Source organism: Mesorhizobium sp. B2-7-2, assembly GCF_006440775.1.
Lineage (GTDB): Bacteria > Pseudomonadota > Alphaproteobacteria > Rhizobiales > Rhizobiaceae > Mesorhizobium.
In genome coordinates this window covers 15354-38236 of sequence record NZ_VFTZ01000008.1, presented here as the reverse complement: position 1 = coordinate 38236, position 22883 = coordinate 15354, and the positions used below count along the sequence as shown (strand labels likewise).

Annotated in this window: 20 protein-coding genes and 1 pseudogene; 15 read left to right on the top strand and 6 right to left on the bottom strand. The window is 63.1% G+C overall.

Going from position 1 to position 22883, the window contains the following annotated elements; genetic code table 11:
- Positions 1-388 precede the first annotated feature (388 nt).
- From FJ425_RS12915 to FJ425_RS12880, 7 genes are all read left to right on the top strand, one after another.
- On the top strand, positions 389-2092 hold the full coding sequence (locus FJ425_RS12915) for a type I secretion system permease/ATPase (protein ID WP_246677926.1): 1704 nt from the start codon (positions 389-391) through the stop codon (positions 2090-2092).
- Positions 2093-2118: 26 nt separating this feature from the next.
- Complete coding sequence (locus FJ425_RS12910) at positions 2119-3450, top strand: HlyD family type I secretion periplasmic adaptor subunit (protein ID WP_181175917.1); 1332 nt, start codon at positions 2119-2121, stop codon at positions 3448-3450.
- A gap of 106 nt (positions 3451-3556) precedes the next feature.
- Positions 3557-4825, top strand: coding sequence for a calcium-binding protein (locus tag FJ425_RS12905; protein ID WP_140723901.1), 1269 nt, complete (start codon positions 3557-3559; stop codon positions 4823-4825).
- Between the two features lie 449 nt (positions 4826-5274).
- Positions 5275-6483 (top strand): calcium-binding protein, encoded by a 1209-nt coding sequence (locus FJ425_RS12895; RefSeq protein WP_181164977.1) that lies wholly within the window; start codon positions 5275-5277, stop codon positions 6481-6483.
- A 382-nt stretch (positions 6484-6865) separates the two neighbouring features.
- The gene (locus FJ425_RS12890; protein ID WP_140634128.1) at positions 6866-7249 is read left to right on the top strand and encodes a VOC family protein; all 384 of its coding nucleotides are present in this window, start codon (positions 6866-6868) and stop codon (positions 7247-7249) included.
- A 103-nt stretch (positions 7250-7352) separates the two neighbouring features.
- The gene (locus FJ425_RS12885; RefSeq protein WP_140634130.1) at positions 7353-8075 is read left to right on the top strand and encodes a DUF899 family protein; all 723 of its coding nucleotides are present in this window, start codon (positions 7353-7355) and stop codon (positions 8073-8075) included.
- Between the two features lie 384 nt (positions 8076-8459).
- Positions 8460-8789, top strand: coding sequence for an SMR family transporter (locus FJ425_RS12880; protein WP_140634132.1), 330 nt, complete (start codon positions 8460-8462; stop codon positions 8787-8789).
- Between the two features lie 69 nt (positions 8790-8858).
- Here FJ425_RS12880 and FJ425_RS12875 read toward each other — a convergent pair whose 3' ends face one another.
- Positions 8859-9524, bottom strand: a complete 666-nt coding sequence (locus tag FJ425_RS12875) for a metalloregulator ArsR/SmtB family transcription factor (RefSeq protein ID WP_140634134.1) — start codon at positions 9522-9524, stop codon at positions 8859-8861.
- Between the two features lie 114 nt (positions 9525-9638).
- On the opposite strand from FJ425_RS12875, the gene FJ425_RS12870 reads away from it, so the two are divergent.
- The 3 genes from FJ425_RS12870 (at position 9639) to FJ425_RS12860 (ending at position 12825) form a co-directional block, all read left to right on the top strand.
- Positions 9639-10370 (top strand): MBL fold metallo-hydrolase, encoded by a 732-nt coding sequence (locus FJ425_RS12870; RefSeq protein ID WP_140634136.1) that lies wholly within the window; start codon positions 9639-9641, stop codon positions 10368-10370.
- On the top strand, positions 10367-11629 hold the full coding sequence (locus FJ425_RS12865; protein WP_246673491.1) for an MFS transporter: 1263 nt from the start codon (positions 10367-10369) through the stop codon (positions 11627-11629). Before FJ425_RS12870 ends, FJ425_RS12865 begins: the two co-directional genes overlap by 4 nt.
- Positions 11630-11736: 107 nt before the next feature.
- Complete coding sequence (locus FJ425_RS12860) at positions 11737-12825, top strand: acyltransferase family protein (RefSeq protein WP_140634138.1); 1089 nt, start codon at positions 11737-11739, stop codon at positions 12823-12825.
- A 25-nt stretch (positions 12826-12850) separates the two neighbouring features.
- On the opposite strand, the gene FJ425_RS12855 is transcribed toward FJ425_RS12860, so the two are convergent.
- Together FJ425_RS12855 and FJ425_RS12850 are read right to left on the bottom strand one after the other, a co-directional pair.
- Positions 12851-13492, bottom strand: coding sequence for a DUF5074 domain-containing protein (locus FJ425_RS12855; RefSeq protein WP_140542750.1), 642 nt, complete (start codon positions 13490-13492; stop codon positions 12851-12853).
- Positions 13493-13523: 31 nt separating this feature from the next.
- A complete protein-coding gene (locus FJ425_RS12850; RefSeq protein ID WP_140634140.1) occupies positions 13524-14744 on the bottom strand; it encodes a helix-turn-helix domain-containing protein in 1221 nt (406 codons plus the stop codon).
- A gap of 121 nt (positions 14745-14865) precedes the next feature.
- Between FJ425_RS12850 and FJ425_RS12845 the strand changes: the two genes are divergently transcribed.
- Together FJ425_RS12845 and FJ425_RS12840 are read left to right on the top strand one after the other, a co-directional pair.
- A complete protein-coding gene (locus tag FJ425_RS12845) occupies positions 14866-15615 on the top strand; it encodes a DUF899 family protein (protein ID WP_095767840.1) in 750 nt (249 codons plus the stop codon).
- A 157-nt stretch (positions 15616-15772) separates the two neighbouring features.
- Positions 15773-15961 (top strand): annotated as a pseudogene (locus FJ425_RS12840) (hypothetical protein); the annotation flags it as partial.
- 220 nt (positions 15962-16181) lie between these two features.
- Here the strand turns inward: FJ425_RS12840 and FJ425_RS12835 are convergent.
- From FJ425_RS12835 to FJ425_RS12825, 3 genes are all read right to left on the bottom strand, one after another.
- A complete protein-coding gene (locus tag FJ425_RS12835) occupies positions 16182-17378 on the bottom strand; it encodes a substrate-binding protein (protein WP_246677925.1) in 1197 nt (398 codons plus the stop codon).
- A gap of 9 nt (positions 17379-17387) precedes the next feature.
- On the bottom strand, positions 17388-17660 hold the full coding sequence (locus FJ425_RS12830) for a hypothetical protein (RefSeq protein WP_027024197.1): 273 nt from the start codon (positions 17658-17660) through the stop codon (positions 17388-17390).
- 90 nt (positions 17661-17750) lie between these two features.
- Positions 17751-19328, bottom strand: coding sequence for an HD domain-containing phosphohydrolase (locus FJ425_RS12825; RefSeq protein ID WP_140723898.1), 1578 nt, complete (start codon positions 19326-19328; stop codon positions 17751-17753).
- 194 nt (positions 19329-19522) lie between these two features.
- On the opposite strand from FJ425_RS12825, the gene FJ425_RS12820 reads away from it, so the two are divergent.
- The 3 genes from FJ425_RS12820 (at position 19523) to FJ425_RS12810 (ending at position 22876) form a co-directional block, all read left to right on the top strand.
- The gene (locus FJ425_RS12820) at positions 19523-20581 is read left to right on the top strand and encodes an aminopeptidase (protein WP_140634144.1); all 1059 of its coding nucleotides are present in this window, start codon (positions 19523-19525) and stop codon (positions 20579-20581) included.
- A gap of 38 nt (positions 20582-20619) precedes the next feature.
- Positions 20620-21267: a class I SAM-dependent methyltransferase gene (locus FJ425_RS12815; protein ID WP_140634146.1), complete on the top strand. Its 648-nt coding sequence runs from the start codon at positions 20620-20622 to the stop codon at positions 21265-21267.
- Between the two features lie 148 nt (positions 21268-21415).
- The gene (locus FJ425_RS12810; protein ID WP_140723896.1) at positions 21416-22876 is read left to right on the top strand and encodes a phospholipase D-like domain-containing protein; all 1461 of its coding nucleotides are present in this window, start codon (positions 21416-21418) and stop codon (positions 22874-22876) included.
- Positions 22877-22883 lie beyond the last annotated feature (7 nt).

Here is a 22883-nt window from a genome sequence, read left to right as displayed (position 1 = left end):
GCCTGAGCACAGGCGGGCCTGCAATCACACATAGTTGGCTTTTTTGACCCGTATCCGCCAGTTTCGCCTGCGGACGATCGCTTTACGCCTCCTTCAGCGGCGCGAAGCACGAATGCCGGCACCTGAAAGCTGAAATACTGTTGGCACCAAAGGCCCGCGCCACCTCATGGGCATCTGCTGATTGCCCAAATGCCCAGCGCACGCTGCGTTTTTATCAAAGGCAGTTACACCCCGAACGGTTAGCGAAAGACGAGGACGCTTGTAGCGCCGCATCATTCCTTTGATGGATTTCAGAGGCCAAAAAGCAAGATAGCGTGCGGCGCGCGGAACGGGCGCGGTCGCCGTCATGCAAATAAGCAACAAACAGGCTCCTGCTCTGCAGGCAGTGATGAAAGAGGCCAAACGCGCCATAACGCCGCTGATCTGGTTCAGCGGCGGCATCAATATACTGATGCTCACCAGCTCGTTCTACATGCTTCAAGTCTACCACCGGGTGCTATCCAGCCACAGCGTGGAAACTTTAGCAGCGCTGTCGTTAATGGCCTGCGCGGCGATCCTGACAATGGCAGGGCTCGAAATGGTACGCGCCCGCCTGCTGTCAACCGTAGGCGCCTGGATGAACTCGAGGCTGGCCCCAGTCCTGTTGACCGCGTCAGTAGAGCAGTCGGCCGCCGCGCCGGGTCAAGGCAGCACGAGGTCTCTGCGCGATCTCGACCAAGTGCGGAATTTCTTCACCAGCCCGAGCATCTACCCAATCCTCGACGCACCGTGGGCGCCAATCTTCTTCATCGCCATCTTCTTCATGCATCCGTGGCTCGGTTGGTTGGCGCTGGCCGGCGGGTGTGTGTTGTTCGCGCTGGCATTGCTCAACGAACTCGCTACCCGCAAACCGCTCACAGAGGCCGGCAACGCACAGGTGAGGGCCTTCATCCGAGCTGACTCGACAGTCCGCAACGCCGAGGTCGTCCAGGCCATGGGCATGCTGCGGCCATTGCTCGCCAGATGGCAAGAGCAGCAGGATGAAGCGAGCGCCGGACAAGTCGCCGCCGGCAACCGCGCCAGCGCTATCGCGTCTGTCGCACGTTTCTGGCGGATGGCCTTGCAAATGGCCATCCTCGGCCTTGGCTCTTACCTGGTGCTGCAGAACGAGGCCTCTCCTGGCATCATGATCTCATCCTCAATCCTGATGGGTCGCGCGCTGGCCCCGGTGGAGCAAGCGATCAGCACGTGGAAGGCGACACTCGGGGCACGCGCCGCTTACAAGCGTCTCACCGCGTTTGTCGGCCAGCGACCCGAGGCCAAAGCAGTGTGGTCTTTGCCACGCCCACAAGGAAAGCTCGAGGCAGAGAGTATTGTCCTCGCCCGGCAGGGTGGTGGTGAGCCTGTCTTGAAAGGCGTGAGTTTCCAACTCAAGCCCGGCGAAGTGATGGCGCTCATCGGCCCGAGCGCATCCGGCAAGACAAGCCTGGCCCGCGTTATCGCCGGCGCTTGGCGACCATCAGCCGGCCGCGCTTTGCTCGACGGCATGGACGTCGCCGAGTGGCCCGCCGAGGACCGTGGTCGGCACGTCGGGTATTTGCCGCAGGACATCGAGTTGTTCGCCGGTACGATCACCGAGAACATCGCCCGCTTCGCGAAGCTCAGTCCCGCGGTCTTCAACAACGTAGTCAAGGCCGCGCAACTGGCGGGCGTTCACGAATTGATCAAGGGCTTGCCGAAAGGCTACGAAACTCAAGTCGGGGACTCAGGCGCATCGCTGTCGGGCGGACAGCGTCAACGAATCGGGCTGGCACGAGCACTTTACGGCGATCCGGCCCTCATCATCCTGGACGAACCGAACTCCAACCTCGACCGCGATGGCGAAGACGCGCTGATCGCCGCCATCAGCGCAGTCAAGGCGACGGGCACCACAATCATCCTGATCGCACACCGCCCAAGCATCATGGAGAAAGTCGACAAGGTGCTGGTGCTCAATCAGGGCAGACAAGAATTATTCGGGGCGCGTGACACGGTCTTCAACGAACTCGCCGCCCGCGCCAGGAGAGTGGCCCAGTTGCCCAACACCACTCACGTCACGGCGGTCACGTCATGACCCGCGCAAACCCAGCAGACAACGATATGAACATAGTCGCTCTCCCCCAGCCACTGCCACCCCCGCCGACGTTGCAACCGCTCCGTCTCAGAGCCGTCACGAACGCCGGTTTCTCAATCATGTTCCTGTTCTTCGGCGTGGCCGGCGGCTGGGCGGCCTTGGCACCGCTCGACAGCGCCGCGGTGACGACCGGAGTGGTCAAGGTCGACGGAGACCGCAAACTCGTTCAGCATCTCGAGGGCGGCATTATCGCCGAACTGGACGCCGTCAACGGCGATGTCGTCAAGAAGGGCAAAGTGCTCATCCGTCTCGACAACACGCAAGCCAAGGCTCAACTGGACTCGATCCAAAACAAGATCGCCACACGCGAGGCACTCGTCGCCCGTCTCAGGGCCGAACGCGATGGCAAGGACACGATCGAGTTCGACCAGGCATTGCTCGACAACCCGGACCCTGCCGTCAAGGACGCGGTGGCCACTCAACGTGACGTCTTCAACGCGAAGCACCGCAACCTGAAGGACGAGAAGGCAATCCTCGACGAACGCCGCCAGCAGACCGCCGAGCAAATTGCCGGACTGCAACAGCTTATCGCGACCGAGGACAAGCGGATCGCGGCATTCGTGAACGAGAACAAAGACCTCGAGACTTTGCTCAGCAAGGGGCTCACCACCCGCGAACGCAACCTGACGCTTACCCAGCAACAGCGACAGACCGAGGGAGAACGCGCCACGAATATCGCGTCGATCGCTCGCGCCCGCAGCTCTATCGCCGAAATCGATATGCAAATCCTCAACCTAACAACTCAGCAATTGAACGATTCCGTCGACGAATTGAGCAAAGTCGAGGCGGAGCTGTTCGACTTCCGGCAGCAAGCGCGCGCAGCCGCGGATGTCCTCAAGCGCACCGACATCACCGCCCCCGTCGACGGAATCGTGATGGACGTGAAAGTCCACACGACGGGCGGTGTGGTGAAACCCGGCGACACGCTGATGACGGTCGTGCCGCTCGGCGAGAAGCTGGTAATCGAGACAATGGTCAAGCCCGAAGACGTCGAGACGATCGCCCCTGGCCAGACGGCCTATGTCAGCTTCCCGGCCTTCGCCAAATACAACCTGCCGCAGCTCAGCGGAGTTGTGGAAACGGTGTCGGCCGATCGATTGGTGGATGAGCGCACGAACGCTCCCTACTTCTCCGCGACGGTGATCATCAACAAGAGCGAACTGGCCAAGCTTGACGGTCGCAGGCTGCTGCCGGGCATGTCGAGCGAGGCCATGATCAAGACCGGCACCCGCACGGTGCTGGCTTATCTCGCCGAACCGCTCACACAACACATCCGTCGCTCTTTGCGTGAGAAGTAATGTAAAATTGCGTAAACACCTGTGACAAACGTGCGTATCATTCTCACTATACCACACTATAGAGTTGAGCGCACACAATTGCGTGCACAATAGGGAGGTGAATACCATGACTAAGAAACCAGGTTTAGTATCAATTGGCCCGGATTTCTCGCTGTCAGCGGCCAGCGTCGACCTGAACTTGCATAACCACACAGTGCAGCTCGAAGAGAACCCCCCGAGCGCGACAGTCGTCGACGAGTCCGCTTACTTCGCCGGCAGTAACGGCATCGCCTACACCACCGACTTCACCAACCCCACCGGGGATTATCTCCGTGTTTACACCGGCTCGGAATTCTCAGACCGAATGATCGGCGACGATCTCCTCAACCATCTTCTCGGCGGCGGCGGCAACGATTTCATATACGGCGGCGGCGGTAACGATTGGATTGAAGGCGGTGACGGCAACGATTCTATTGCCGGTGACGCCGGCGACGATTCCCTCTACGGCAACGCCGGCGACGACACCATCAAAGGTGGTGACGGTAACGACTTTATCAGAGCCGGTGACGGTAACGATATCATCTACGGCGGGGCCGGTGATGACGCCATCTATACCAGTGACGACAGCCAAGCCCACTACTCCCCCGGTGTCGACATAGTCAATGGCGGTGGCGGCAACGATTTTATCAGGGCCGGCCGTGACGGCGGCATATTCAATGGCGACGCTGGCAACGACACCATCACCGGCAGCGAGGGCCAGGACACTATCAACGGCGGGGCCGGCAACGACACCCTCTACGGCGACAACGGCGCTATGAATCGCAACAGCACCGACACCATCCACGGCGGTGCCGGTGATGATTATATCGAAGGTGACGTCATGTTTCTCCCGTCCGGCAGAGCTAACTTCCTGTACGGTGACGGGGGCAACGACACTATCGTCGGGTTTATCGGTGACGACACCATCAACGGTGGGGCCGGCAACGACACCATCGAAGGGGGTAGGGCAAATTTCTCGATCAATTCCGGCAGCGACACCCTGACGGGCGGCGGGGGTAGCGACACCTTCGTCTTCCACAGCCACACCTTCGTCGCCGGCCAACATGACGTCATCACCGACTTCAAACACGGTGACGATAAGTTCGACCTGAGGGACACTCACGACACCGCGTTCCTGCAAGGCCCCAACTTTAACTCGGCACAGTCGGCTATCGATTATCTCCACGCGCACAATCTCTCTGTCGAGAGTACAGTAGTAAAGGTCATCGACGGTTCTGCCGTCGACCTCGTCAGTTTTAGCGACGACGCCGGCACTCTCGACCTCAACGTGTCGGTAAGCGCGTCGGCGGCGGCGCATATCACACAGGCGGACTTCCTCTTCGGCGCTCTGGTGTAACCTACAGTGAGGGGCGGCGCACAAGTCGCCCCCCCAACACCTGATAGTGAGATACACGTATGCGGACAGAGGTAGGGAGTGCGCGGTTCAGGGGGTGCCCGAAGCGGTATCAGAGCCGACCTGGCCGCCTCCATACACCTCGGCCTCGGGCGGCGATAATACAGACGGCTTCCAAATCTCCGACGGGCTCGGCGGCGTGGACAAAGTCTGCTGCCGGGTATGTCGAGCGAGGCCATGATCAAGACCGGCACCCGCACCGTGCTGGCATATCTTGCCGAACCGCTCACGCAAAATATCCGTCGCTCATTGCGCGAGAAATGAAATCTTAAACAGCTCCGTACGCGTCCTTTTCACAACAAAGGAGAACCTAGACCAAAGACACATATTTCATATCCGCAGTGTAGCGCCACAACGCGCACAATCTTGTGCACAACAGGGAGATGAATACCATGACTAAAAAGCCAGTCTTAGTATCAGTCGGCCCGGATTTCTCGCAGTCGACGGCGAGTGTCGATCTGAATCTGCACACCCACACAGTCCAATTAGAAGAGAACATCCCGCCGAGCGCGACAGTCACCAACGAGGCAGCTTATTTCGCCGGCGGGACCGCATACACCACCGATTTCACATACACCGGCACCTGGTTCGGTTCGGCTTTCTCCGACCGAATGATCGGTGACGATCTCACCAACCTATTTTCCGGTGGCCCCGGCAACGATTTCCTCCACGGCGGCGCCGGTGCCGACGCCCTCAACGGCGATGACGGCAACGATTTTATCACCGGCGGGGCCGGGGATGATCTTCTCGACGGCGGCGCCGGCAACGACACGATCAATGGCGGCGCTGACAACGACACAATCCGAGGCGGTATCGACAGCGACGTGATTTACGGCGGTACCGGGGACGACACTATCTACGGCGGCAGCGGGATTCGCCCGAGCGACGGTCAGGATCACACTCCCGGCGACACGAACGACACACTCTACGGCGGTGCCGGCAACGACACGATCTTCGGCAACGCCGGCGACGACTATATCGACGGCGGTGCCGGCAACGATACCCTCTACGGCGACGACACCGCCACCTCCCCCACCAGCGGTAACGACACCATCCACGGCGGTGCCGGCGATGACGTGGTAGAAGATAGTCACGGTACCAACACCCTATACGGCGATGCCGGGAATGACACGATATTGGGTGGAGACCAGAACGATACCATCTATGGCGGCAGGGGCGCCGACATCATCCTCGGCGGCGCAGGCGCGGACTGGATGTCGGCGAATAACGGCATCACCACCGGGGACGGCGCCCGGGACACCTTTGTCTTCTTCTCGGGCGACTCATCGGCGACCGTGCAGGACACCATCCAGGGATTCAAGCATGGCGAGGATAAAATCGATCTGCATGAATCGCGGCACATCGCTTTGATCCTTAACGACGCTTCCGGTAGTAGCGGAACTTTCGCCTCGTCTCAGGCAGCTCTCGACTATCTGCACGCACACAACATATCCGCCGAGGGAGCAGTGGTGAAAGTCGACACCGGCAGCAGCGGGCTCATTGTCGGTTTCAGCGACGACGCCGGTACAATCGACCTAAATGTGGCGGTGGGCGAGACGGCGGCAGCTCACATCACCGAATCAGACTTCCTCTTCGCGTAGAAAAGTTGCGCCTGTAAAACTTGCAGTGGAGTACGAGCGCCAAGTCTCGGTTACTGAGGTCAGCCCTTTTGGAGCGCGGTGCTCTGGCGGGGCGGCTGCGTAATGCCGACAACAGAGGGCCTCCCGACGCCGATCGAGAAGGCTGGCTGGTTGCGTGATTGTCCTGCCCGGTAGACGTGCAGGGTGGACAATGAGGATAAGGCGCTGCCATTGTGCCGACAGAAATCCATATCAGTACGGTAGAGGACCAGGGAGCGCTGGGCATCAGCCCGCCTGCGACCAAGCGGGCCACGGGTCAGCACGGTGTCCGCCGTCTGTCAGCGACGGCGGCAACAAAGTGGTGACCTTGGCCCCAAAGCCCCGCTTGGCTAGACTTCGAAAGATGCTGGACGCCATTCACCACGTCGCGCTTATCTGCACCGACTACGATCGGTCGCGACGGTTCTATGTCGAGCTCCTCGGCCTGGACCTGATCCGCGAGGTCTATCGGGAGGAGCGGCAGTCCTGGAAGGCTGACCTGCGGATCGGATCCGCCCAGCTAGAATTGTTTTCCTTCCCTGCCCCAGCGCCGCGGCCGTCTTATCCAGAGGCGACAGGGCTGCGGCACTTGGCATTTGCTGTGGGGAACCTCGAAGCCGTAGTTGTGCGCCTGGAGGCCGCCGGCGTTGCCGTAGAGCCAATCCGGATCGACCCATATACGGATCGGCGCTTCACCTTCTTTAGCGACCCGGATGGATTGCCGTTGGAACTCTACGAAGCGCAATAAAGTACCGTCTGATACGACAGTCGGCGTATCGCGCGCAGCAGCAATCCGGGCGGAACCCTAAGACGGGTGACCAGTTGAAAGGGATTGGAAAGGAGACAACGTCATGGCCGACGGTTCCGCCTTGCAACCCGCTGCTGCGATCGCTCACAAGAACCGCGCCCGCCAGCCGAACGAGAGCGTCGAGTACCGCAAGGCGCGCGAGGCCCTGTTGATCGAGGAGATCGAACTCAACCGCCATATCGCGCGCGTCGCCGCCCAGCGTCGCGCCTTGCCGCCTGGCGGCGAGGTGAAGGGCGACTATCAATTCATCGGCGAAGCCAGTAGCGTGGCCGGCGCCAATCCCGTCGGCTTCGAGGAGCTCTTCGGCGATAAGGACACTCTGTTCGTCTACAACTGGATGTATGGCCCCAAGCGCCAGCGCCCTTGCCCCATGTGCACCGCTCTGCTGAGCTGCCTGGACGGCAATGCCGACCACCTCCGCCAGCGAATTGCCCTCGCCGTCGTCGGCCTTTCGGCCATCGAGCGGCAGATCGCCTTCAAGGTAGAGCGTGGCTGGAAGAACCTGCCTTTCTACGCCGACGTCAACGGGAATTTTAGCCGGGATTACCACGCGATCATGGACGATGGGACCGACACCGCCGCCGAAAACGTCTTCACCCGGCGCGACGGAACCATCCGGCACTTCTGGGGCGCGGAATTGGGTTTCGAGTCAGCCGATCCAGGCAAAGACCCGACAACCGAGCCGGACTTGATGATGCTGTGGAACGTCCTGGACTGGACGCCGGAAGGTCGCGGGACCGACTGGTACCCGAAGATCACCTACTAAGCGGTCGAGATGGTTTGCCAGGGTCTGGCGTAGCGGAAAGGGTGGAGACCTGCCAATCCGCTCGCGGTCCCGCTTAAGGCATTCACCAGTTTGTCATCAAGCGTCTGCAACTGGCGCTCAGCGGTCTATCCGCTTGCGAGCGTTCGGCGTAGCGGCTCATGCCGATGCTGAATCAGAGTCGACATGATCTGAAAACTGCCGGTCGGCCCCCTTCGGAGACGTGACGATGAGAGCACCGTGGTGTAGAGTATGTGCGCCGAGAATAGAGTAGCAGGGTGGTGTCTCCTGCGCCCGTAAGGGTTCTTCCCCGCCACGGCGTCAAAATCCCAAGATGGGTGATGGCGCGTGGCCTCGTGGTTCGCTCCGTCACCAACAGGAGCGACTATGAACTACCTTTACCTAGCGGGTGCGATTGTAGCCGAAGTCGTCGGCACCGGCTTTATGAAGCAGTCGGACGGCTTTTCGAGACTGGTCCCAACCATCATCACGACGGTCGCCTACGCAATCGCATTTTACTGTCTATCACAGACGTTAAAGACGATCCCAACGGGCGTCGCGTACGCCGTTTGGTCGGGGTCAGGCATCGTGCTCATCACTGCAATTGCTTGGGTGTTCCAGGGACAGAAGTTGGACGTGCCCGCACTGCTGGGAATTGGATTGATAGTGGCAGGCGTAATTGTGATGAATATGTTCTCCAAGGCGGCAGGGCACTAAGTCGCGCGTCCGCTTTCCACCTAGGTGCGGACCTCCCCGTTTATGGGTTCACAGCCTAATTGGCCACGATCAGGCAACCACTGCCACCGGCAGGCCGGCGGCTTTCCATTCCGGCATGCCGTCCTCCAGCCGGCGCGCGGAATGGCCGAGCGCGCGCAGCGCCGCGACTGCCTCGAAGGACATCACGCACCACGGGCCGCGGCAATAGGCGACGATTTCGCGGCCGATAGCGGCGTCGGTCGACCAGGCCCTGACTTTCCCCAGCGGGACATTGATGGCGCCCGGCACATGGCCGAGCGCGAACTCGTCTTTCGGGCGGACGTCGATCAGCGTCACCAGTCCGTCGCGCATCAGCGTCTGAAGCTCGTCGCGCGTGACCGGCCGCATGTCGTCGCGCGCGTCGAAATAGCCGCGCACGATGCGGTCGACCTCGGCGAGCTGCCGCTCGGCGACGCCGCGCACAGCGGCGAAGGCGGAAAGCACGCTGTCATCGGCCAGCGAATAATGCACGAATTTACCGTCGCGCTCGGCCGAGACGATGCCGGCGCGGCGCAGCGCCTGTAGATGCTGGGAGATGTTGGCAACCGGCTGGCTAAGCTTCGCGGCGAGCGCCTCGACGCTGCGCCCGCCTTGCGCCAGATGCTCGATCATTTCCAGGCGCAGCGGATGGCCGAGCGCCTTGGCGACGATCGAGAACTGCTCGTACAGCGCCTGTTTCGGATTGCGGATTGACATAGCCTTTTCGCTAACGCATCGTCATTCAATAGAATTGTTGAATGACAGTTTCAGCTCAGACTGTCAAGCAAGGGCACGCTGCCTGACACGTTCGCCTGTTCGGAGGAAAAAGCGATGATTCTCAGGCAGTTCCTGCACACCGACCCGGTGGCCGCTTCCTATCTGTTCGGCTGCGGCGGCAAGGCTTCCGCGGCCGTGGTCGATCCGCTCGGCGACATCGCGCCCTATGTCGAGGCGGCGCGCGCGACAGGCATGCGCATCCTCTATGTCGTCGACACGCATATCCATGCCGACCACATCTCGGCCGGACGCTCGCTGGCCGAGGCGACGGGCGCGGAATACGTGCTGTTCGAAGGGGCCGAAGCAGGCTTCCCGTTCCGGCGTGTCAAGGATGGCGAGGTGCTCGAGCTCGGCAATGTCACGGCGACGATCTTGCATACACCGGGCCACACGCCGGAGCATCTGAGCCTGTTGGTCACCGACCGGACGCGGTCGGCCGAACCCTGGTTCGTGCTCACCGGGCACACGCTGATGGTCGGCGATCTCGGCCGTACCGAGCTTGCTTCAAGCGCCGAAGACGGGGCGCGCGCGCTTTACGCCAGTGTGCGCCGCCTGAAGGAGTTGGCCGACCATATCGAGGTGCTACCCGGCGCCTATTCCGGCTCGGTTTGCGGCCGCTCGCTGAGCGGCAAGCCGACATCGACCATCGGCTTCGAGCGACGCTTCAACAAGGCCTTCCGCATCGAGGACGAGGGTGAGTTCGTCGCCGCCATGACCGCCGACATCCCTCCCCCGCCGCCGCAGGCCGCCCGGACCCGGGCCGTCAACGCCGGAGCGAAATCTTGAACATAGCGGCGTCTGTCGTCGCGCTCGGCCTCAAGGCCAACTGGAAGCAGTTTTCGCTCCTGGTGCTGATCAACGCCTTTGTCGGCGGCATGGTCGGCATCGAGCGGACCGTGGTGCCGCTGATCGGCGCGGAGGAGTTCGGCGTAGCGTCGACCACGCTGGTCGTCTCCTTCATCGTCAGCTTCGGGGTGGTCAAGGCCTGCGCCAACCTCGTCTCCGGCCAGCTTGCCGACAGATGGGGCCGCAAGCGCGTGCTGATCCTCGGCTGGCTGTTCGGCCTGCCGGTGCCGTTCATCATCATCTGGGCGCCGAGCTGGGGCTGGATCGTCGCCGCCAACGCGCTCCTCGGCATCAACCAGGGCTTCGCCTGGTCGATGACGGTGATCATGAAGGTCGACCTGGTCGGACCGAAGTCGCGCGGGCTCGCCGTCGGCCTCAACGAGTTCGCCGGTTACCTCGCGGTCGGCGTCACCGCTTTCCTTACCGGCTATCTCGCGAGCCGTTACGGCTTTCGTCCCGTGCCGATCTATCTCGGCGTCGGCTACGCGATCCTGGGTGCGGCGCTGTCGATCCTACTCGTGCGCGACACGCGCGAGCATCTGCGGCTGGAGCTGGCCAACCATCCAAGACAAGCTTCCCCGCTCGGCTTCCGCGAGATTTTCATGCTGACCTCGTTCGGGGATCGCAATCTGTTCGCCGCGTCGCAAGCCGGCCTGGTGAACAACCTCAACGATGGCATGAGCTGGGGGCTGTTTCCGCTCTTCTTCGCCGCCAATGGGCTCGGCATCGAGCGCATCGGTATCCTCAAGGCGATCTATCCGGCGGTGTGGGGCATCTTGCAGGTCGCCACCGGGCCGCTAAGCGACCGCTGGGGCCGCAAGGGGCTGATCGTCGCCGGCATGTGGGTGCAGGCAGCGGGGCTTCTCACCACCGCCATGACCCGCAATTTCGGCTGGTGGCTGCTGGCCAGCCTTTTGCTCGGTCTCGGCACCGCGATGGTCTATCCGTGCCTGATCGCGGCGGTGTCGGACGCATCGCATCCCTCCTGGCGGGCGCGCTCGCTCAGCGTCTACCGTTTCTGGCGCGATCTCGGCTACGCGATCGGGGCGCTGTCCGCCGGCCTGATCGCCGACTTCTTCGGCTTCGTCGCCGCGATTGCGGCCATTGCCGCATTGACCTTCCTGTCGGGCGCGATCGTCGCGGTGACGATGCGTGAGCCGCGTTCCGCCACCGTGGTTCCGACATCGGGCGACAGTTGAGACCGCCTGCGAAACGAGGACCGCGTTTACGTTAATGGAAGCTTGATGCTGCGCGGGATGCGCCGGTCAGCTACAATCTGAACAGGTACATTTCCTCGAGATCGCGCATGAGCAACCCGAACCGCATGCCGTGGGTGGATACGGCAAAAGGTCTTTCCATCATTCTGGTGGTGATGATGTATGCCGCCTACAACACCGGTGAATACACCGGCGGCGTCGGCTTCCTGCATTATGTCATCGGCTTCGCGACACCGTTCCGCATGCCGGAATTCTTCCTGATCTCGGGCCTGTTCCTGTCGCAGGTGATCGACCGGCCATGGCGGCGCTATATCGACCGCCGCGTCGTCCACTACCTCTATTTCTACGTGCTTTGGGCGATCATCTCGATCGGGCTGAAGATCGGCATCTTCAGCCGCGACCCCGCCGGCATGCTGCATGATCTCGCGATGGCCGCCGTCCAGCCATACGGCGTGTTGTGGTTCATCTACATGCTGGCGGTGTTCGGGATCGTCATACGCGTGCTGCGCGAGCTTCGCGTGCCGCACTGGATCGTCATCTTGGCTGCCGCCGCGCTGCAGATGTGGGCGCCGAAGCCGGACAGCTACGCGCTTGAGCAGTTCGCGGCCTATTTCGTGTTCTTCTATCTCGGCTTCGTGCTCGCGCCGCTGATATTCCGGCTGGTGGCGTGGACGCAGGATCGGCGGGCGGTCGCCGTTCTCGGCCTGCTCGCCTGGGCGATCGTCAACGGCCTGCTCGTCTATTCGCCGGGCTATGCGATGCAACCGGTCGGCATGCAGATGGGACTGGCGGCATGGCCGCCGCTGCATCTGTCGCTTGCCGTCGCCGGCGCCGTGGCGCTCTGCGTTGCCGGCGGTTTCCTGTCAAAATTCGCTTCCATGGAATGGCTGCGCTGGCTCGGCGAGCATTCGCTGGTCGTCTATGTCGCCTTCACCATCCCGATGTCGATCTTCCGGGGCGTCATGCTGGCGAGCGGCCTGCTGACCGATACCGGCGTGCTGAGCCTGGCGGTGCTGCTGGTTTCGGTCATAAGCCCGGTGGTGCTCTACTTCATCGTCCAGCGCGTCGGCTTCGGCACCTTCCTGTTCGAGCGGCCGGCCTGGGCGCATTTCGACAGGCCGACAGCCGCCAAGGCCTCCGGCAAGCCCATGAGCCGGCCGGCACGCGAGGCGGCCTGACCGGGCCGCCCGTTCCGGCCATCCGTTATTTGCCGGCGCCGTATCCCGGCCGGCGCACGGCCCTGATCTTGCCGCTGCTGCCGCCGCCGCAAAAGAAACAGCCGTCGCCATCTGATTCCAGTCCCGATACACCGGAGGGCATCGCGACCTCCTGCAGCACGTCGCCCGTCTCGGGATCGATGCGCAGCAGATCGCCCTCCTCACCTTCCCAAGTGGCATGCCAGAGTTCGCCGTCGATCCAGGTGACGCCGGTGACGACGCGTTTCGACTCGATGCTACGGATCACCTCGCCCGTTTCAGGATCGATCTGGTGGATCTTATGGGCCCTGTATTCGCCGACCCAGAGCGAACCTTCGGCCCAGGCCATGCCTGAATCGCCGCCATTGCCCGGCGCGGGAATGGTGGCGACGACCTCGCCGGTCTTTGGGTCGACCTTGTGAATGCGGTCCTCGGCGATCTGGTAGAGGTGCTCGCCGTCGAAAGCGGTTCCGGCATGCGAGGCGACGTCGACCGATTGCACGATGGTGCCGCTCTCCGGGTCGAGGGCCTTCAGCTTGTCGCCGGTGGCGAACCAGACATTCTTGCCGTCATAGGTGACACCATTGACGCGCTCGGCGTCCGGAAAGGGACCATATTCGCGCAGGATCTCGGCGGCGGCTCTTTTCATTTTCGATCTCCGTTCGAACAATGGCGGCAAACTACTCGCTCGGCAGCGGACCGGGGAGTAACAAGACAGTCGGGAATCCGGTCATCGGCGGCATCATCCAGCGGCGCGCCCGGCCGCGGCCGACCGCCTGCACCTTGTGCTCGGCCGACAACTGCTCCAGCGCCCGCTGCACGGTGCGCGCGCTGGCGCCAAGCGCGATCGCCAGCGCCGAGCTCGACCAGGCCTCGCCATCGGTCAGGAAGGCAAGCACCGCGCCATGCTCATCCTCGACCGGCGGCGCCAGCACGACGATCTCGGCGGCGTTCAGCGGCGTCAACGCAAAGCCACCTGTTGTCGCATTGATCTCGGCCAAGCCGGTGAGCTCGGCGCGGAGCCGCCCCATCTCGACCCTGAGCCGCGCGCGGTGCGACTCGTCGGCGTGCCTCGCCCGGAACGCGCGCCTCAGCAATGTCTCGCGCGGGACATCCGCCGGCCAGGTTTCGGCGAGCGTGCGCGCCAGCGCAAACAGCACCGGCCGGGTCGCCAGCGAGACCACGGTGCCGCCTTCGCGCACGACGTTGCGGCAGGCATCGATGACCAGCGCGCCCGACCCCAGCAGCGCCTCGACCTTGTCGAGCAGCAACTCTTTCTCCGCGCCGCGCGCGATCAGCCGGCCCACCGGCGTGTTCAGCACCAGGGACGCCGCTTCGACTTCGGCCTTCAATGCCGGGATGTTGGCTTGATAGGCGGCAAGCGATGCCCGGCCGAATGCCGAGCGCGCCGCCTTTGTCCTCAGGCGCCGGACGGCGATTCCGGCCGCGGCCAGTTCATGCGCGACGCGCGCCACCGGCGGCAGCGGCGTCGGATCGAAGTCGGCAAGCAGGCGCTCGGCCTCGTCGAGGCGGCCGATCAGGATGAGGCGGCGCGCCTCGAGGCTGCCGGCATAAGCGGCGTTCAGCCGGTCGCCATGCGCGGCCAGCGTCGCGCGGGCGGACCGCAGCGCCTTCTCCGGCCAGCCGAGGTCGCGCGAGACCAGCGCGATCTCGGCCTCGGCGACGACACAGCGGGCGCGCGCCACCGCTTCCCTAGGGCTGAAGGCGCGGGCGGCGTCCTTCAGCAGCGCCTTGGCCTTGGCGAAATCGCCGAGCTGCGCCATCGCAATGCCGCGCAGCGCCAGCGCCGGCGCGTCGTCGCGCAGCGCGACGCGCTTCAAGGCGCCGAGCGGATCGCCTGCCGCGAGCGCGCGGCCGGCGGCGTTGATCAGCGAGTCCATGCCGTCGCCTCAAAGCCCGCCGCAGCAAATCGCGTCACAGTTGTAACTCTCACCATCGCCGGATGCGGCCCTATGTCTGTCCTCGTCACCCCCAACCAAACCCAAGAACGGGACAAGAGCAATGACCCAACATATGAAGACACCGCCGGTCGTTTCGCAGGAAGCGTGGGAAGGCGCCTATGAAGAGATGCTCGTGAAGGAAAAGGCCCTCACCCGCGCCCGCGATGCTTTGGCCGCCGAACGACGCCGCATGCCGTGGATGGAAGTCAAGAAGGACTATGTGTTCGAAGGCCCGAACGGCAAGATGAGCCTGCTCGACCTCTTCGAAGGCCGCCGGCAGCTCGTCGTCTACCGCGCCTTCTTCGAGCCCGGCGTCTATGGCTGGCCCGAACATGCGTGCCGCGGCTGCTCGCTCGGCGCCGACCAGGTCGGCAACCTCGCCCATCTCAACGCCCGCGACACCACGCTTGCCTATGCCTCGCGCGCGCCGCAGGCCGACATCCAGCGGCTGAAGCAGCGCATGGACTGGAAGATGCCCTGGTACACCATCACCGATAGCTGGGATAAGGATTTCGGCGTCGACGAATGGCATGGCCACAACGTCTTCATCCATGACGGCAAGCGCATCTTCCGAACTTATTTCGTCAACAACCGCGGCGACGAAGCCTTTGGCACCGTCTGGAGCTATCTCGACGTCACCCCGCTCGGCCGCCAGGAGGTGTGGGAGGATTCACCCGAGGGCTATCCGCAGACCCAGACCTACAAATGGTGGAACTGGCACGACAATTACGAGGAAGGCGCCGCCCCCGACCAGAGATGGGTCGAGGTGTCGGATGCCGGCGAAGCGGCGTTCCGCAACAAGAACGCCTGAGCGTGAAGCGGTTCCGGCGGCGCAAACCACGCGCCGCCGGAGCCGATCGCCTCACGCTTGTTCCAACGGGCTCGAACCCTGCCCGCATCAGAAGATGGATATCATGAGCATCGACAATCCTGCCCCTCGCCCAAACGGCCTGAGCGGCTTCGGCCTCGCCGACTGGCTTTGCCTCGCCGCGGCTCCCACCTTCGCCACGATGGCGCTGCTCACGGCTGTCTATGACGGCCGGGACATGATGTGCATGTCGGGCGCCTCGGCGCTCGGCGGCATGGTGCCGATGTATCTGTTGATGGCTGCGTTCCATCTGGCGCCGTGGCTTCGGCTGGCGGCGCGGCGGGCGTAAGACTGGACCGCGGGAGCATCGGCGAGCGGCCCTGAATATCCGGCCACGCGCGAGTTCGCGACGCACGGCCGTGTCAATCAGGTTCGGGGAATGCGCTGGCCAGAAGGTGCAATTCCGTTGGCAATCTCCATTTGGCCAGCAACGTCGTTGCTGGCCAAATGGATGGCAGGACGGAGGCACCGTTCGGCGGCCCTGCCAATTGAAAGAAAGGTGCCGACAGTCACCCCACCTGGCTTGGCTGGAATTCGTTGGTAATCACGCGCTCGTTGGGATCGATCGGACCCAAGTTTCTCACGACCCGGAATTGACCGCCCTGCGCCTGCGCGATGTACATATTCATGCGAACGTGATGCTGACCGGGAACCATCTCGGCCGCACCTCCTGGGCCTTCGGCGATACGAGCATGGTCGAGTGCCCGTATGACCGCGTCGCGCTCGACACTGCCCGCCTCGTTGACGGCAGCTTCCCACATCTTGATCGCCCGGTAGTGCCCAGTGCACCCGCTGCCGGCAGTCAAGGTAGCGCTGCCGGGGAACCGTTCACTGTAGCGGCGCAACAGCGCGCGGCCGAACGGTTCGTCGAGTTCCTGGTAATAGTCGAGGCAGCTGTAGAGGCCCTCGATCTGCTCGGACGGCACCAGGTTGAAGAAGTTCTCATCGAAGTAGGTGCAGACGATCCGGCCGCCGCGTTTGCCGAAGCCGGCCTTGTGCAGTTCTTCGAGGAACGGTGTCAGCCCCGGCGGGACGATGGTGTTGAAAACCACGTCGGTGCCGCTGGCCATGATCTGCTGCACCGTCCGCCGGAAATCGACGGTGTCCAGCGGAAAATACTCCTCGCCGACGATCTCGCCGCCATTGGCGAGCACCGCCCGGCTCGCGGCCTTGTTCAGCAAATGCGGCCAGATGTAATCGGCCGATGGAAAATAGAACCGCTTCGCTCCGGTGTTGTTCATGAGCCACGGTATCAGCGGCTCGACTTGCTGAGCTGGAACGGGTCCGGTGCAGAAAATCAGCGGATCGTTTTCCTGCCCCTCATACTGCTCGGTATAGATGTAAAGCGTCCTGCCCCGGGTGACCGCCTCGCTCTTGATGGCCAGGCGGGTCGAACTGTAGATGCCGCCGACAACCACATCGACCTTGTCGACGTCGACTAGTTTCGCAGCCTTTGCCTTGGCGACGCTTTCGACGGTCTCGCCGTCCTCGACGACCAGCTCCACCGGGCGGCCGAGGAGGCCGCCTTTGGCGTTGATGTCGTCGACAAGCATGGTGGTGAGGTTGGCATTGGCGATGCCCATGAAGGACAATGGGCCGGTGAGCTCGGCGATAAGGCCGATCTTGATGGGTTTCGGATCCATCTGATTTCTCCGTTTCTGGGGGATTCGTTGGGCGCGCCGCCGCCAAAGGCAGGCGGCGCGCAAGATGGACTCTCAGGCCTCGTAGTGGCCCAGCAGCAGCGCCGCTTGCGGCTTGCCGACATGGCCGGCTTCCTGCAGGATCGCGGGAACCTCCGGATCCGACACGAAATTCTTCCAACCCTCGGCGTCCCAGTCGAAGATCGCCCAGACGCGGTCAGGTTCGCTCGGGTCGCGGAACACGGTTGCGCCGTTCGAGCCATGCAGCCGGCGCTTGTCGGCGCCCTTGGTCGAGAAGATGCGGATGAAGTGGTCGACGTCCGCCACCTTGGTCGTTGCGAGAAGCATCTGATTTCCTCCTGTCGGTCGCGGCCACCATTGGTCCATCGACAGGATCACGATGCGCGCGCCGGAACGGGCGCACATGGGGTGGATTCCCTATGCCGGCATTTCGCCCGGTCGGACAAGGCCGTGCTCGACCGCATAGAGCGCGGCACCGGCACGCGTGGTCACGCCGACCTTGGAGTAGACGCTCTGGATGTGGTGGTCGGCGGTCTTGGGCGAGATACCGAGCTTGCGAGCCGTCTCCTTCGCCGTAAGGCCGGCGGCGATCAGGCGCAGCACCTCGATTTCGCGCCGCGTCATGCCGGCTAGCGCCTGCGGCAAAGCCCGGCGCGACTGCTGTCCGGCGAAGGACAACACGGCCTCGGCAGCGTCGGGGCAGATACAGCCGTCACGAACAGCCGCACGCAACTGCGTCGCCGCCGCCTCGCTGGACAGCGCCTTGCGGTGCGGGCGCTCCTCCCGCGACGTCTGAAAGGCCTCGGCGGCAGCCAGGATCCTGGCCGCCGGAGACAGATCGGAGCCGCTGACCTTGCGGTGATATCCCGAACCGTCCAGGCGCTCGTGATGGCGCAGCACGAGCGCGCCCATCGCGTCGCCGCCGCGGCCGAAGGAAGCCAGCGCCCGCTCACCGTAATACGCGTGCAGTTGCGCCGCGTCGCGCTCTCGCACCGACAGCGGGCCGTTGCGCATCCAGGTCGCCACCGGCACCACCAGTTCGCCGATATCATGGATGCAGCCCGACCAGCGCAGCGCGCGCACGTCAGTCCCGGGCAGCCCGGTCCGTCTTCCCGCACCCGCGGCCAACTCCGATACCATCCGCGAATGGCCTTGCGTGAACGGCGTGCGCATGTCGATCATGTCGGCGATGGCGAGGAACGCCTCGTCGCAAGCCGCCTCGTCCAGCGTCACCGGCGGATCGGGCTCCAGCGCCAAAATCGTCTCGCGGTCGACCGTCGCGCCGATGCCCTCCATCAGCGCGGCAGCGTTGGCCGAGACGAGCCGGGCCAGATCCGCTTCGTATGGACCATCGCCGCGACTGGCGATGGTTTCGGCCATCGCGTCGATGCCGAGGGCATCGCTGAGCGCAATCACATCCTGCGCCAATGTGATCAGGCGCACGGCCGGCAGAACGTCCTCGCCGCTCAGCCCGCGCGGCAGACCTTTGCCGTCCCAGCGTTCGTAGATCTGGCCAAGGTTGCGCCGGATCTCCTCGGACAGGCCGAGCCGCTCGCCGATCCGCTGCGCGACCTCGCAATGCGCGGTCAGCACCGGGCGGGCCACCGCCAGCGCCTGCGCCATCGCGGCCTCTATCGCCCTGGCCTGCGCGTCAGGCTCGAGATCGTAGTAGAACCGCTTGAAGGCCTGCACGAAGACCCTGCCCAGTTCCGCGCGGTTGCCCATGTCGAGACCGACAAGATCCTGGCGGAGCGCGATCTCGTCGCCGAAGGTGGCCGCCAGCAGGTCGGTGTCGGCATTGCAGCCGACATAGCGCAGCATCGACTGGTGATAGGCATTACGCCGAACCTCGTCTGAAAGGCCCGCGAGCTTGGCGACCCGCATTGCAAGCACGCAGGATTTCAGCGCGAAATCACGCGAATGGCCGGTGGCAAGGTCCGAAGCATAGGCAAGGACCATCATGAAGTCCGCCCGGCGTATCGAGGCGTCTGTCATCTCCCGCATCCCCAGTGTGCCTCATGCTACCCCCACGAGCCAGCAATACCTAGCGGGAAAAGTCCTAAGCCTGCTGTCACTTGCGGCGAAGGTCGCATTGTCCCTGCCCCTCCAGGTCTTGACGAAAACAGGCGCGCCTGAGACACGGGAGCAGACATTTGCTCCATGGGAGACGGGCAGGCGGTGGGCAAGCTGTGAAGCGCGTTTTTCGATTGCTGGCCGCGGCGATCCTGGCGTCCGGCGCGACCGGATGCACCAGCATTTCCTATTACGCGCAGTCGTTGGAGGGCCATGTCGAGATCATGGCGGCGCGCAAGAATGTTGCGAAGCTGATCCTTGATCCCTCGACGCCACAGACATTGCGCGCTAAGTTGACGTCGGCGAGCGCGATACGCCGCTTTGCCACGGAAGAGCTGGCGCTGCCCGATAACAGCAGCTACCGCAGTTATGTCGACGTCGGTCGCAACAATGTGACCTTGGCCGTGTTTGCCGCGCCGCAATTCTCGCTCGCGCCGATAACATGGTGCTTTCCAGTCTTCGGCTGCGTTCCCTACAAGGGTTATTTTTCGCGCAAAGACGCGCTCGAAAGTGCCGCTGAACTGCAGCGGCAGAGGCTGGACGTCTATGTGTCGGGCGTCACCGCGTATTCCACGCTGGGCTGGTTCAGCGATCCGCTGCTCAGCACCATGCTGCGTCAGGACGACACCTACCTGGCAAGCCTCATTTTCCATGAGCTGGCGCATCAGAAAGTCTATGTGAACGGCGACTCCGCATTCAACGAGGCTTTCGCGGTTTCCGTCGAAACCACCGGTACGAGGAAATGGCTCCGCGCCACGGGCAATCGCGCCGGATTGCGCAGCTACGAGATCGATCGCAAGCGCAAGGCCGATTTTCTCGGACTGATATCGAAAACCCGGGCCGAGCTGAGGCAGGTCTATGGAAGTCCCCGCAGCCCGCAGCAGATGACGGCCGCCAAAGCAGCCGCCATCGACAGGCTGCGGATGCGCTACCGGCAAATGCGCGACAAGCGATGGGCCGGATACCGGGGATATGACGCCTGGTTCGATAGCCCTATCAACAACGCAAAGCTTGCCGCGACCGCTGTCTACGGCGAACAGGTTCCGGCGTTCCTTCACTTGTTCGACTTGTGCTCCGGCGACTATCCGAGGTTCTACGCTTCTGTTCGACGGATCGGAAATTTGCCCGCACCTTCCCGAACCGAAGCGCTTAGAACCGTGGCTACGTGCAATTGACCTTATAAGGAATTCGGCATCCGGAGGCCGCGCGGACAATGTTGGACAATTATGAGGTGGACAGGTTCGGCGTGATCCACCAGATCGACTTCACACCGATCAAATACGACAAGAAATACATCTCCTATTACGAGGACCTGAGCGACCGGACCATCAAGCTCGGCTATCAGCGGCTTGGCTGGGTGCTCGGCATCACCGGCGAGATACCTCGCTCAGTGCTGGAAATCGGATATGGCACCGGCACATTCATCGAAGCCGCGAAGATAACCGGCGTTGCCGATTGCGCCGGCTGCGATATCGCCGAGTTTCCCCTGCCCAAGGGTGTCCGCTTTGTCGATTGGGATGAGGCGCTCGCCGGCGCCTGGGACCTCGTCGCCATGTTCGACGTGCTGGAGCACATCCCCGATCTCTGTTTCCTTTCCCGCCTTCCGGCCCGCCACCTGGCTGTCGCCGTCCCCTATTGCCGCTGGCGCGAGCTCGGCGCCGACGGCGACGCGTGGTTCGCCAAATGGCGCATGCGTCTGCCCAACGAGCACCTGCACCATTTCGACCGCGACTCGCTGGTGGCGCTCCTCGCGGCCAACGGCTTCGAGTGTGTGACGCTGAACTGCTTCGAGGACGGGATCAGGCTGCGGCCAGGCGAAGCAGGTCCGAACATTCTGTCAGGCTTCTTCAGGAAGCTTTAGGCCGGCGGCCTTGCCGACGTATCGCTCGATCGCGGTCACGGAACTGGCCGCGCGGATGAGCGCGGTTCTTGCTGCCAGGCTTCCGAATGAGCCCGGGAATAACCCGTCCGCATTGCCTTCCGCGGCGGCTCGCACAATAGTCGGGCCGATGTTCGAGGCGATTGCGAGTCACTGGTCGACGCTTATCCTGATCCTGTCGCTGGCGATGGCGGCGGTGGGCATCGTGCATGCCATCATGACGAAGGAAGACGTGCGCGCGGCCACCGGCTGGGTGGGCGTGATGCTCTTGTCGCCCTTCCTCGGCGCGATCATCTACGCCATTGCCGGCATCAACCGCATCCGCCGCGCGACGATCAGCGCCATGCGGCCGGTCTCGCCCGAGGCCGCCGCCGCCAGGCATGATCGCGACGTCGCGCTGGAAGCCTTGATCAACGCCGAATTCGGCCAGCGTTTTACCGGGCTGAAGACGCTGGGCGACAGGGTGGCGCGGCGCCCGCTCACCTCGGGAAACACGATCGCGGTGCTCAAGACCGGCGACGAGGCCTATATGGCGATGTGCCGGGCGATCGACGCGGCGCAACGAAGCGTGCTTCTGGAAACCTATATTTTCGACAATGACGCGGTCGGAGCGCTTTTCGTGCAGTCGCTCGGCAATGCCGTCAAGCGCGGCGTCACCGTGCGCGTGCTGATCGACGCCGTCGGCGTGCGCTATTCCGTGCCCAGCATCCTGAAGCAGCTCAGGGAGGCCGACGTCACGGTCGATCTCTTCAACGGCAACATCGTCATGGGCCTGAGACTTCCCTATGCCAATCTCAGGACCCACAGGAAGATACTCATCGTCGACGGCACGGTGGCGTTCACGGGAGGCATGAACATCCGCAAGGGATTCTCGGCCGAATTCGCCGGTTCCGACAGTTCGCGCGACACGCATTTCGAGGTCACCGGGCCGGTGGTGGCCGATCTGTTCTCGGTGGCCGCCGAGGACTGGCGCTTCGCCGGCAACGAAGCCCTGAAGGACGGACCCTGGCAGGTCGAGCGCGTCCTGCCGCCGCCAGGGCAGCCGATGCTGGTGCGCGCGGTCGCGACCGGGCCGGACGCGTCCAACGAAACCAATCTCAAGCTGCTGATGGGGGCGTTCTCGGTCGCCCGCAAATCGATCCGCATCATGTCGCCCTATTTCCTGCCGGACCGCGAGTTCATCAGCGCGCTGACCACGGCCGGCCGGCGCGGCGTCGAAATCGACATCGTCGTGCCGGCGGTGAACAACCTCTTCCTCGTCGATCATGCGATGACGGCGCAGTTCGACCAGGTTTTGAAGCATTATTGCCGCGTCTGGCGCCATGAAGGCGCGTTCGACCATTCGAAGCTGATGGCGATCGACGGCGTGTGGGCCTATGTCGGCTCTTCCAATCTGGACGCCCGCTCGTTGAGGCTGAATTTCGAGATCGACATGGAAGTCCTGGATGAAAACTTCGCCGCCGAGATCGACGCCCGCATCGCCGCCGCCATCTCCACCGCCCAGCCGGTGACGCTGCAGACGCTGAAGGCAAGGCCGTTCGCAATCCGCGTCTTCGACCGTTTGCTGTGGCTGGGATCGCCCTATCTTTAGAGCAGGA